Raw genomic sequence first — 12,002 nt, forward strand, 5'->3', positions numbered from 1 at the left:
TTCGTGGCACTTCTCGGGTTTTCCCCGCACTTTCTCTCCCGGCACGCCGCTCCTGCGTGCCGTCGTGAATCCGCCCCGCTCCCGTGGCGCGCGCGTCCGAACATAGAAAGCTGCCTGAAATTGGCGAACACAATGAATCGATCGATCACGCACCGAAACGAAGGCCTGTCATGGTAGCGGCGCGCGTCACGGTCAACGGACAAGAAGCCCCGATTTCACCGGCCGCACCCCACACCACGGTGCTGGACTTCCTGCGTGAGCGCGGCCTCACCGGAACCAAGGAGGGCTGCGCCGAGGGTGAGTGCGGCGCCTGTTCGGTCCTGGTGGCCCGCCCCGGGGTGAACAAGCCCACCGACTGGGTGGCGGTCAACGCCTGCCTGGTGCCGGTCGCGGCGCTCGACGGCCAGGAGGTCGTGACCTCCGAGGGGCTCGCCACCGCCGGTGAGCCCGGGACGGCGCCCGCCCTGCACCCGGTGCAGGAGGAGATGGCGGCCCGCGGCGGCTCCCAGTGCGGCTACTGCACGCCCGGATTCGTCTGCAGCATGGCCGCCGAGTACTACCGGCCCGACCGCTGCGCGCACGCGGGAGGCGAGGACGGCGCCTCCCACGACGGCGCCGACGCCGAGCACGGTCCGAACGGTTTCGACCTGCACGCGCTGAGCGGCAACCTGTGCCGCTGCACCGGCTACCGCCCGATCCGGGACGCGGCGTTCGCCGTCGGCACGCCCACCGACGAGGACCCGCTGGCGCGGCGTCGCGAGCAGGCTCCGCCCGCTCCCGTCGCGACCGAGTACGCCCAGGACGACAGCGCGTTCGTCCGCAGGAGCACCCTGGCCGAGACGCTCCACCTGCTGCGCGAGCGGCCCGACGCGGTGGTGGTCGCCGGTTCCACCGACTGGGGCGTGGAGGTGAACATCCGCTCCCGGCGCGCGGACTGCGTGGTCGCCGTCGACCAGCTGCCCGAACTGCGCGAACTCCGCGTCGAGTCCGACGTCATCGAGATCGGCGCGGCGCTGACGCTCACCGAGATCGAGCGTCGCCTCGACGGCGCCGTCCCGCTGCTGGCCGAGGTGTTCCCGCAGTTCGCGTCCCGCCTCATCCGCAACGGCGCGACCCTCGGCGGAAACCTGGGGACGGGCTCGCCCATCGGCGACAGCCCGCCGGCCCTGCTCGCCCTGGAGGCGTCGCTGGTGCTCGCCGACGCCGACGGTGAGCGCGAGGTCCCGCTCGCGGAGTACTTCACCGGCTACCGGCAGAGCGTGCGCCGTCCCGGCGAGCTCATCCGGGCGGTGCGCCTCCCGCTGCCGCTGTCGCCCGTCGTGGCCTTCCACAAGATCGCCAAGCGCCGCTTCGACGACATCTCCAGCGTGGCCGTCGCCTTCTCCCTCGACGTCCAGGACGGGGTCGTCCGCAAGGCCCGCATCGGCCTGGGCGGCGTCGCCGCCACCCCGATCCGCGCCCTCGCCACCGAGGCGGCCCTGGAGGGCCGGCCGTGGACGGCGGAGACCGCCGAGGCCGCGGCCTCGGCACTGCGGGCCGAGGGCACGCCGATGAACGACCACCGCGCCAGCGCCGAGTACCGCTCCGCGATGCTCGGCCAGAGCCTGCTGAAGCTGTACGCGCAAACCACCGAGGCGGTGCCGTCATGAGCCATCTGTCCGAGCGCCCCGAGAAGCCCGTCGTCGGCGTCTCGATGCCGCACGAGAGCGCCGGCCTGCACGTCACCGGGACCGCGCTCTACACCGACGACCTGGTCGCCCGCACCAAGGACGTGCTGCACGCCTATCCGGTCCAGTCCACGAAGGCCCATGGCAGGATCACGGCGCTGCGCACCGAGGCCGCGCTCGCCGTGCCCGGTGTGGTCCGGGTGCTGACCGGTGCCGACGTGCCCGGCGTCAACGACGCCGGGATGAAGCACGACGAGCCGCTGTTCCCCGACGAGGTCATGTTCCACGGCCACGCCGTCGCCTGGGTGCTCGGCGAGACGCTGGAGGCGGCCCGGCTGGGTGCGGCGGCGGTCGAGGTCGAGCTCGACGAGCAGCCCTCGCTGATCACGCTGCAGGACGCGATCGCGGCCGACAGCTTCCACGGCGCCCGGCCCGTGATGCTGGCCGGGGACGTGGACGCCGGCTTCGCCGACTCCGCGCACGTGTTCACCGGCACGTTCCAGTTCTCCGACCAGGAGCACTTCTACCTGGAGACGCACGCGGCGCTGGCGTACGTGGACGAGGCCGAGCAGGTCTTCGTCCAGAGCAGCACCCAGCACCCCTCGGAGACGCAGGAGATCGTCGCCCACGTCCTCGGGCTGCACAGCCACGAGGTGACCGTGCAGTGCCTGCGGATGGGCGGCGGCTTCGGCGGCAAGGAGATGCAGCCGCACGGGTTCGCGGCCGTCGCCGCGCTGGGCGCCAAGCTGACCGGCCGACCGGTCCGGCTGCGGCTCAACCGGACCCAGGACCTGACCATGTCCGGCAAGCGGCACGGCTTCCACGCCCAGTGGAAGATCGGCTTCGACGCCGAGGGCCGCATCCAGGCCCTGGACGCCACCCTGACCGCGGACGGCGGCTGGAGCCTGGACCTGTCCGAGCCGGTGGTCGCCCGGGCGCTGTGCCACATCGACAACACCTACTGGATTCCCAACGCGCGGGTCGCCGGCCGTATCGCCAAGACCAACAAGCCCTCCAACACCGCCTTCCGCGGCTTCGGCGGGCCGCAGGGCATGCTGGTGATCGAGGACATCCTCGGCCGCTGCGCGGCGCCCCTCGGCCTGGACCCGATGGAGCTGCGGGAGCGCAACTTCTACCAGCGGGGTCAGACGACGCCCTACGGGCAGCCGGTCGTCCAGCCGGAGCGGATCTCCGCCGTCTGGGAGCAGGTCCGGGACCAGGCCGGCCTCGCCGACCGGCAGCGCGAGATCGCGGCGTTCAACGCCGCGCACCCGAACACCAAGCGGGCCATCGCGGTCACCGGCCTCAAGTTCGGCATCTCGTTCAACCTCACCGCCTTCAACCAGGGCGGCGCGCTGGTGCTGATCTACAAGGACGGCTCGGTCCTGATCAACCACGGCGGCACCGAGATGGGCCAGGGCCTGCACACCAAGATGCTGCAGGTGGCCGCGACCACCCTGGGCATCCCGCTGCACAAGGTCCGGCTGGCCCCGACGCGGACCGACAAGGTGCCCAACACCTCTGCCACCGCGGCGAGTTCCGGCGCGGACCTGAACGGCGGGGCGGTGAAGCACGCCTGCGAGCAGCTGCGCGAGCGGCTCCTGCAGGTCGCGGCCACCCAGCTGGGGGCGAACGCCTCCGACGTGCGGATCGTCGAGGGCGTCGCGCGCAGTCTCGGCGGCGACAGGGAACTGGCCTGGGACGACCTCGTGCGCACCGCCTACTTCCAGCGGGTGCAGCTCTCGGCGTCCGGCTACTACCGGACCGAGGGGCTGCACTGGGATGCCAAGACGTTCCGCGGCTCGCCGTTCAAGTACTTCGCCCACGGCGCCGCCGCGGCCGAGGTGGAGGTGGACGGTTTCACCGGCGCCTACCGCATCCGGCGCGTGGACATCGTGCACGACGTCGGCGACAGCCTGTCCCCGCTGATCGACATCGGCCAGGTCGAGGGCGGTTTCGTGCAGGGCGCGGGCTGGCTGACCCTCGAGGACATGCGCTGGGACTCCAGTGACGGGCCGAACCGGGGCCGTCTGCTGACCCAGGCCGCGAGCACCTACAAGCTGCCGAGCTTCTCGGAGATGCCCGAGGAGTTCAACGTCACGCTGCTGGAGAACGCCTCGGAGGAAGGCGCGGTCTACGGGTCCAAGGCGGTGGGCGAGCCCCCGCTGATGCTGGCCTTCTCGGTGCGCGAGGCGCTGCGGCAGGCCGCCGCCGCGTTCGGGCCGAGCGGGGTCGGCGTCGAGCTGGCCTCGCCCGCCACGCCCGAGGCGGTGTTCTGGGCGATCCAGTCGGCTCGCGAGGCCGGTGCCGCCGGAAGCGCTCGGGCTGGTGACGGCGCCGCCGTCGGCGGCACCGGGAACGGACAGGCCGTCGCCGACGGCGCGGTCCCGGCCGGTGTCGAAGCGCTGAGCGGTGCCTGACATGCCGTGGGTCGCCGCGGTCGCGCGGTTGCGAGCACGCCGGGAGCACGGCGTGCTGGTGACCGTCGCGACCGTGCGCGGCCACGCCCCGCGCGGCCCCGGTGCCAAGCTCGTCGTGGGGCGGAACGAGACGTGGGGCTCGATCGGCGGCGGCAACGTCGAGGCCGTGGCGATCGACCGGGCCCGGGAGATGATGGCCGCGTCCAAACCGGAGCCGGAACTGATCGAGTTCGCCCTGAACGACAAGGTGACCAACCAGCACGGTGTGCAGTGCTGCGGCGGCACCGTCTCGGTGCTGCTCGAACCGCTGCCCGTGGTGCGAGCGGTGGCGATCTTCGGCGTCGGGCACGTCGGCCTGGAGCTGGCGCGGATCCTGGCACGCCAGGACCTCGACCTCCATCTGATCGACACCCGGTCCGACATCCTCGCCGAGGAGCGGATGGAGGTGCTGTCGGACGCGGTGGCGCAGGTGCACGTGCACCACACGCCGCTGCTGCCCGAGGAGGTGCTGGAGCACCTGCCGAACGGCACCCACATCCTGATCATGACCCATGACCATGCCGAGGACGCCGCGCTGTGCGACGCCGCCCTGCGCACCGAGCACCTCGGCTCGATCGGGCTGATCGGCTCAGCCGCCAAGTGGGTGCGGTTCCGCAAGCGCCTCGCCACCGAGGGCGGACACGACGACGCCACGATCGACCGCATCAAGACCCCGATCGGGCTGGCCGACATCACCGGCAAGGAACCCGCGACCATCGCGGTGAGCGTGGCCGCGGACCTGCTGCGCACCTTCGAGACCGAGGACGACTGACCCTCCGGGCCGATCCACAGGGGTGCCCCGCTGTGTGCGTTTCGCACACAGCGGGGCAGCCCCTTTTTTATCGGCGCCCGGGACATTTCTCGGCGTGGCGGTGGGCCGCGTCCTCGCCACACGCCGTGGTTCTCCGCCCATTCGGGTTCGGACGGAGTGTCAACTTTACTGAAGTGCACAGCAGTTGACGCAATGGCTCTTGTAGAAGCCTACGAAGAAGCAGTCTCAGCCCGCCGGGTTTTCATGCCTTTCACCCCTGGCTGGTTCTGCTCGTTTGGCTGTGTACTCCTCTTACAAGTTGCAACAAAACAGGGGGAGTTGCGCCTGTGTCCGCACCGCTGGGACGTTCGTGGAGCGTTCGTGTGATGCCGGATCGACGGCCGGGACCGCGATCCTCCTGACATCGCACCGAACGAAGGAAAGATTTTGTCTGAGACGTTGTCCGGTCGGCTTGTCGAGATTTCCTGGCCCGATCTGGGAATCACGGTCACCGCGGAAATCGATGACCGGAACACCGCGTTGGCCGACGTGCTGTGGGAGTCGCTGCCCTACCAGAGCCTTCAGGGGCACGCGCTGGTGGCGGGGGAGCACCTGTATCACGTGGCCCCGATGCACGAGCTGCTGTACACGCACCCGACTCACCGGATCGCGGACCGGCGGGACGCGCCGGACGGAACGGTGTTCCTGTCCGGGCTGCAGCACCTGGGGATCAAGTACGGAGAGCTGACCGAACCCATGCCGGCTGCCCCGGTGGGGCAGGTACGCGCGGAGGACATGCCTGCCCTGCTGGAGGCCGGCCAGGCCATCTGGGACGCGGTCTACGCGTCGAAGAAGCAGATCCGCGTGGAGGTCCGCAGGGCGGGCACGGCGGGCGGCCACCGCGTCCCGTGCCTGACCGCCGCGGACCCGGAGGCGAACCGGCTGATCCACGACGTGCACGTCGAGACCGAGCGCATCTGGCTGTCGGAGCCGGTCGAGCTCGGCGACCTGCACCGGGGCGTGATCGTATCGGGCGCCGGGACCCACGAGACGGTCCTGCCCACCCTGCTGTTCGTCAACGGTGAGACCCGCCCGCTGGGGTACGCGGCCTACGGCGGCCTGGTCCGTGGCGCGGTCGGGGACATGCCCCTGGACTCGCTCCGCCAGATGGCCCGCCTGCTGATCGGCGTCCCGGCCGAGTTCCTCGGCTACTGCGGACTGGAGAAGCTGTGGGCCTTCACCCAGCGCTTCCTCGGCTGCCTCGACCACCTCGACCGCGACGACTTCCAGGCCGTGGCCAGCCAGCTCGCCCTCTACATCAACTGCCTCGGGGGCTGGAACCTGCACCTGTACCCCTGGGACACCGGCGACCACCTGCGCCAGCTCCGTCCCGCCGAAGCGGCCCGGTAGCACGGCGGCCGGGCCCTCTCGCTCTCCGTGTCCATGTCGGCGCGGACCGTGTGGGCCCGGTTTCCCCTTGCCCGCCGGCGTCAGCGCCCGGCGCCGCCGCCGGGCGCCTCGGCGGAAAGCGCCGGGGCGGCGGCGTCCGGCCCTTCGTACGAAGCTACGGGAGGGCTCGGCCGGCCAGCCGACTTCTTCATGGTTTCGGTGACTGACCCTCGACAGGGCCCGGCGGGTGTACTTGCGCTATTCCACATGAACAGCACGTGAACGAGTCACGCGAGGAGCTGTGGTCCTCCGGCTCGCACCGAAGACACCGCTACGAACGATGAGAGCCGCACATGGACTTCCTCCGCCCCGTCGGCCGGGAGACGGCGCTCGCCGCCCGGGCCGGGAAGTCGTACCGCGGCGAGGCCCGCGGACTCAAGGGGACGGCGTGACCACGCGCCTCAGCCCGGGAACCCCCGGGACGCCCCGCACACCGGCCGCCCGGCCGGAGGAGTCGGTCTGACCGTGGCCCGCACCACCACGGGCACGCCCCACCGACGGCACCCGGACGCGGGACGGGGGCGGACGCCCCGCGAGCGGGCGAACCCGTCCCGACCGCCCCGAACGCACTCGGCCCCGGCTCCGGCCCCCGAGCACCCGACAGTGGAGGTTGTTTGATGACCAACCAGACTTCTCCCGCCCGTGCCCCGCAGGACCTCGACGACTCGATCACCGGTGGGATCGGCGACAGCCCGCTGCGCCCGGACGGCACGCTGAAGGTGAGCGGTGAGTACGCCTACTCCTCGGACCTGTGGGCCGAGGACATGCTCTGGGGCGGGACGCTGCGCAGCCCGCACCCCTACGCGCGGATCAACGGGATCGACGTCACCGAGGCCGTCAAGCACCCCGGCGTGTACGCGGTGCTGACCCACGCGGACGTCCCCGGCGAGAACGTCTACGGCCTGAAGATCGCCGACACGCCGGCGCTCGCCGAGGACGTCGTGCGCTACAAGGGCGAGCCGGTCGCCCTCGTGGCCGCCGACCACCCGGAGACGGCCCGCCGGGCGCTGGCGAAGATCGTGGTCGACTACGAGGTGCTCGAACCGGTCACCGACCCGGAGCGGGCCGCGCACGACGACACGCTGCCCCGGCTGCACCCCGAGCACGACGGGGGCAACGTGGTGCGGTACCAGCCGATCATCCAGGGTGACCCGGAGGCCGAGGCCGACGTCGTCGTCTCCGACGTGTACACCCTGGGCATGCAGGACCAGGCGTTCCTCGGGCCGGAATCCGGCCTGGCCATCCCGGCCGAGGACGGCGGCGTCGACCTGTTCCTCGCCACGCAGTGGCTGCACGTGGACCAGAAGCAGACGGCACGGGCGCTCGGGCTCCCGGTCGAGAAGGTGCGCTTCACCATGTCCGGCGTCGGCGGCGCCTTCGGCGGCCGCGAGGACCTGTCCATGCAGATCCACGCCTGCATGCTGGCGCTGCACACCGGCAAGCCGGTGAAGATGGTCTACAACCGCGAGGAGTCCTTCTACGGCCACGTGCACCGGCACCCGGCGAAGATGTACTACGAGCACGGGGCGACCAGGGACGGCAAGCTCGTCTACGTCAGGGCCAGGATGTACTTCGACGGCGGCGCGTACGCCTCCAAGACCCCGGTCGTGGTCAGCAACGCCACGTCGCTCGGCGTCGGGCCCTACGAGGTGCCCAACGTCAGGATCGAGGGCTGGGGCCTGTACACCAACAACCCGCCCTGCGGCGCGATGCGCGGCCTCGGCGCCGTGCAGCCCGCCTACGCCTACGAGTCCCAGATGGACAAGCTGGCCCGGGCGCTCGACATGGACCCGGTGGAGCTGCGCCAGCTCAACGCCGTCTCCCAGGGCTCGACCATGCCCACCGGTCAGGTGCTGGACTCGCCCGCGCCGATCGCCGAACTGCTACAGCGCCTCAAGGACATGCCGCTGCCCCCGGAGAACGCCTGGCGGACCGCCGACGGCCGGGCCGACGTCCGCGGCCTGCCGGGCGGACTGTCCAACACCTCGCACGGCGAGGGCGTCGTCCGGGGCGTCGGCTACGCGGTGATCGCCAAGAACGTCTCCTACGCGGAGGGCGTGGACGACTACTCCACGGCGCGGGTGCGGCTCCAGACCATCGGCGGCCAGGCGGTCGCGATGGTGCACACGGCGGCGGCCGAGGTCGGACAGGGCCTGATCACCATGAAGCAGCAGATCGTCCGCACCGAGCTCGGCGTGGAGCGGGTGACCGTCCACCCGACCGACACCAACGTCGGCGACGCGGGCTCCAGCTCGGCCTCCCGGCAGACCTACATCACCGGCGGCGCCGTCAAGACCGCGTGCGAGGCCGTCCGCGAGGTGCTCTTCGAGCGCGTCGCCCAGCGCTTCGGCGAGGACCCCGCCGACCTGACGCTCGCCGGTGGCAAGGTCGTCTCCGCCACCACCGGCGTCCTCGCCGACCTCGCCGACGTCCTCGGCGACGACGTCATCGAGGAGACCCGGGAGTACCACCACCTCAGGACGTACCCCATGGACCCGGTGACCGGACAGAGCCCGCGCGTGCACGTCCAGCACGCCTACGCCGCCCACCGCGCGGTGGTGGAGGTGGACACCGAGCTGGGCCTGGTCAAGGTCGTGCAGCTGGACTGCGCCCAGGACGTCGGCAAGGCCATCAACCCGGACGCCGTGGTCGGGCAGATCCACGGCGGCGCCACCCAGGGGCTCGGCCTCGCCGTCATGGAGGAGATCAAGGTCCGGGACGGCCAGATCCGCAACGCCTCGTTCACCGACTACCTCATCCCGACCATCCTCGACACGCCGCCGATGACGGTGGACGTGATCGAGCGCGCCGACCCGAACTCCCCGTACGGCGTGCGCGGCGTCGGCGAGCCGCCCACCATCTCCGCCACCCCGGCGGTCGTGAACGCGATCCGCAACGCGACGGGGCTGAACCTGACCCACACCCCCGTCTCACCGGAACACATCGTCGGCGTCTGACAGCGCCGATCTCCGCGGGGCCGCCCATCGGGCTGCCCTCACGGCGGCCCCGCGGAGCCCAACCGACTGCCCCGGACGGCCCGTCCGTGCGTACTCCGCACGGACGGACCACCACCGGGGAGTCCCCACCGTCTACGACTAGGAGTGACCGTGACCGCGAACACCCAGGAGACGAGCAGCCAGGAGCTCGAGCGCACCTGGATGGACGAGGCCATCGGCCTTGCCACCAACAGCGTGCTGAACGGCGGCGGCCCCTTCGGCGCCCTCATCGCCAAGGGCGACGAGGTCGTCGCCATCGGCCACAACAAGGTCACTTCGAACCTCGACCCGACCGCGCACGGCGAGGTGAGCGCGATCCGCGCCGCCTGCGAGAAGCTGGGCACGTTCTCGCTCGAGGGCTGCGTCCTGGTCACGTCCTGCGAGCCGTGCCCGATGTGCCTGTCCTCCGCGCTGTGGGCGAGAGTCGACCGGATCGTCTTCGCCGCCGACCGCGACGACGCCGCCGTCGCCGGCTTCGACGACCGCAAGTTCTACGACCTGTTCGACAAGAAGCCGGCGGAGCTGTGGCCGATGGCGATCGAGCGGGTCGACATGCCCAACCGCAACGCGCCCTTCGACGCGTGGCTGGCCAAGTCGGACCGCGTCGACTACTGACGGTCCAGCTCGCCGCGGGGCCCCGTCGCGTTGCCGAGGTGGCTGATGTCCGGTGCGCCAGCACCCGACATCAGCCACCTCGATCCCCGGGCACAGCCCCCGGAGGCGACGCGGGCCGGCGGGCCTCCCCGTCCCCCGCCGCCGTCTGCCCCACCACCCCACAACACACCTCCAGCCACACCGACTTGCCCGGTAGCCTTGCCGAGCATGACCCTGCTGCACGGTTCTGCCGTCATCCTCCGCACTGCCACCGCCGAGGACGTCCCGGCCCTCGCGGCCATTCGCGCCACCCCCGAGGTGCTCGCGCACTGGCGCGGCTCCGAGGACCTGGAGGCGGAGGTCAAGGAGGAACTCGAGGATGAGGAGATCGCGTCCCTGGCCGTCGAGTACGAGGGGCGCGTGGTCGGCCTCGTCCAGTGGTATGCCGAGACGGAGCCCGACTACCGGCACGCGGGCATCGACGTCTTCCTCGAACCGGGCGTCCACGGCAGGGGCCTCGGCACCGACGCCGTCCGGACCGTGGCCGCCCACCTCATCGACGACCACGGCTTCCACCGCCTCATCATCGATCCCGCCGCCCACAACGCCGCCGCCATCCGCTGCTACGAGAAGGTCGGCTTCCGGCCCGTCGGCATCATGCGGCAGTACGAACGCGGCCTGGACGGCACCTGGCACGACGGACTCCTCATGGACCTCCTCGCCGATGAGCTCGTCCGCCCGAAGTGACCGGGAGTCGTTTCCCGCCGGACTGTGCAGGGAAACGCAATTCCCGTGCCCGCACGCCAACTTGTGGCTAGCCTGCGGCCCATGACGCCTACCCCACGCCTCCGCCCGGCCTACGAGGCCGACGAGCGCACCCAGCTCATCGGCTGGCTCGACATGCAGCGCGCCGTCATCCGCTGGAAGTGCGACGGCCTGTCCGGCGCCGACGCCCACCGAGCCGTCCTCCCGGCCTCCCCGCTCGTGACGGCGGCGAGTATCGTCTCCCACCTCCGGTGGGTCGAACACTTCTGGTTCGAGGTCGTGTTCCTCGGCCGCCCCGCGACCGGCCCGCGGTTCGAGGACGGCGTCGAGGACGGCGACCTGCGGGTCGACGGCGTGCCGCTCGACCGGCTGCTCACGGAGTACGAGCAGCAGTGCGCGACCTCCGACGAGATCATCGCCGCCCACAGCCTGGACGAGACCGGCCGCCACCCCGACTTCGAGGTCTCCGCCGCCTCCCTGCGCTGGATGCTGTTCCACATGATCGAGGAGACGGCCCGGCACGCCGGCCACCTGGACGCCATCCGCGAGTTCCTCGACGGCAGCACGGGCTACTACTGACCCGCGCTCGCACTCGGCGCCACGCCGCGGCCGAGGTTCCCGGAGCTCACCCTCCGGGAACCTCGGCCGAGCAGGACGCCCGCCCGAACTCCCCGAAGGCAGTGGACCGTTGCCGATGCTGTCCGGCGACGGCCACCGTGCAGCCCGCCTCCCCGCCGCGCTCGCCCAGCACCACGGTCACCGTCGCCGGACCCCCAGCTGGTGTGACGTGGACGTCGGCCGACCAGGGCAGCTCTGCGCCGCGCACGGTCTCGGCCGTGCCGTCCTCGCCCGAGCTGTAGCTGATGTCCACCGTGCCCTCGCCCGTGACCTCGTAGGTGACGGCGACGGCGTCCGGCGGCAGCCCCTCGCCGTCGTCCGAGGAGGCGACCAGCCAGGCGCCGACGGCGGCAGCGGTGAGCACGCCACCGATTCCGGCGTAGAGCCATTTCTTTCCGCTGGAGCCGGAATCCGCCACCGGCTTGGCTGATTCTTCCTTCTGCTGCCGTGGCATGGCGAAAACACTCCCGTCGAATCGCGAAAGGGTGGCCTTCCGGGTACACGTCGAGTGCTGTCTACACCACTACATCTTTTCCGGGCACCCCGACGGACAAAACGCCCAACCACGTTGGGTGTTTGTCTGTTTCATGCGCATGTAGGCGATATACGCCACCCGTTGACCTCCACGGAACGCCGTGGATAGAAAGCGCGGCGTAACAACGGACGTGTCAGGCTGCCCGGAAACCTCCGGCGCGGCGCTGTT

9 protein-coding genes are annotated in these 12,002 nt (G+C 71.2%); 8 read left to right on the forward strand and 1 reads right to left on the reverse strand.

Translation table 11 applies throughout. The features are described 5' to 3' along the window. Window positions 1-170: 170 nt before the first annotated feature. The 8 genes from HPT28_RS06215 to HPT28_RS06250 all read left to right on the forward strand — a co-directional run bounded on the left by HPT28_RS06215 (window position 171) and on the right by HPT28_RS06250 (window position 11,260). Window positions 171-1,649: a xanthine dehydrogenase small subunit gene (locus HPT28_RS06215; protein WP_219089910.1), complete on the forward strand. Its 1,479-nt coding sequence runs from the start codon at window positions 171-173 to the stop codon at window positions 1,647-1,649. Continuing rightward, entirely contained in the window at window positions 1,646-4,087 is a 2,442-nt protein-coding gene (gene xdhB, locus HPT28_RS06220; protein ID WP_219089911.1) for a xanthine dehydrogenase molybdopterin binding subunit, read from the forward strand. The genes HPT28_RS06215 and xdhB overlap by 4 nt, the downstream gene beginning before the upstream one ends. 1 nt (window position 4,088) lies before the next feature. After that, entirely contained in the window at window positions 4,089-4,898 is an 810-nt protein-coding gene (gene xdhC / locus HPT28_RS06225) for a xanthine dehydrogenase accessory protein XdhC (RefSeq protein WP_219089912.1), read from the forward strand. Window positions 4,899-5,324: 426 nt separating this feature from the next. After that, window positions 5,325-6,287 (forward strand): hypothetical protein, encoded by a 963-nt coding sequence (locus HPT28_RS06230; protein ID WP_219089913.1) that lies wholly within the window; start codon window positions 5,325-5,327, stop codon window positions 6,285-6,287. A gap of 656 nt (window positions 6,288-6,943) precedes the next feature. Next, the gene (pucD, locus tag HPT28_RS06235; RefSeq protein ID WP_219089914.1) at window positions 6,944-9,283 is read left to right on the forward strand and encodes a xanthine dehydrogenase subunit D; all 2,340 of its coding nucleotides are present in this window, start codon (window positions 6,944-6,946) and stop codon (window positions 9,281-9,283) included. A 150-nt stretch (window positions 9,284-9,433) separates the two neighbouring features. After that, entirely contained in the window at window positions 9,434-9,937 is a 504-nt protein-coding gene (locus HPT28_RS06240; protein ID WP_219089915.1) for a nucleoside deaminase, read from the forward strand. 207 nt (window positions 9,938-10,144) lie between these two features. Continuing rightward, a complete protein-coding gene (locus HPT28_RS06245; protein ID WP_219089916.1) occupies window positions 10,145-10,663 on the forward strand; it encodes a GNAT family N-acetyltransferase in 519 nt (172 codons plus the stop codon). A gap of 81 nt (window positions 10,664-10,744) precedes the next feature. Next, window positions 10,745-11,260, forward strand: coding sequence for a DinB family protein (locus tag HPT28_RS06250; protein WP_219089917.1), 516 nt, complete (start codon window positions 10,745-10,747; stop codon window positions 11,258-11,260). Between the two features lie 46 nt (window positions 11,261-11,306). On the opposite strand, the gene HPT28_RS06255 is transcribed toward HPT28_RS06250, so the two are convergent. Beyond that, entirely contained in the window at window positions 11,307-11,753 is a 447-nt protein-coding gene (locus HPT28_RS06255) for an MmpS family transport accessory protein (RefSeq protein WP_219089918.1), read from the reverse strand. Window positions 11,754-12,002 lie beyond the last annotated feature (249 nt).

The organism is Streptomyces sp. JJ38 (assembly GCF_019303475.1).
Classification (GTDB): Bacteria; Actinomycetota; Actinomycetes; order Streptomycetales; family Streptomycetaceae; genus Streptomyces.

What these genes read in the sequence shown, in the direction of transcription:
- HPT28_RS06215 (WP_219089910.1), top strand. Translation starts at nt 171, where the DNA reads ATGGTAGCGGCGCGCGTCACGGTCAACGGACAAGAAGCCCCGATTTCA.
- xdhB (WP_219089911.1), top strand. Translation starts at nt 1,646, where the DNA reads ATGAGCCATCTGTCCGAGCGCCCCGAGAAGCCCGTCGTCGGCGTCTCG.
- xdhC (WP_219089912.1), top strand. Translation starts at nt 4,089, where the DNA reads ATGCCGTGGGTCGCCGCGGTCGCGCGGTTGCGAGCACGCCGGGAGCAC.
- pucD (WP_219089914.1), top strand. Translation starts at nt 6,944, where the DNA reads ATGACCAACCAGACTTCTCCCGCCCGTGCCCCGCAGGACCTCGACGAC.
- HPT28_RS06245 (WP_219089916.1), top strand. Translation starts at nt 10,145, where the DNA reads ATGACCCTGCTGCACGGTTCTGCCGTCATCCTCCGCACTGCCACCGCC.
- HPT28_RS06250 (WP_219089917.1), top strand. Translation starts at nt 10,745, where the DNA reads ATGACGCCTACCCCACGCCTCCGCCCGGCCTACGAGGCCGACGAGCGC.
- HPT28_RS06255 (WP_219089918.1), bottom strand. Translation starts at nt 11,753, where the DNA reads ATGCCACGGCAGCAGAAGGAAGAATCAGCCAAGCCGGTGGCGGATTCC.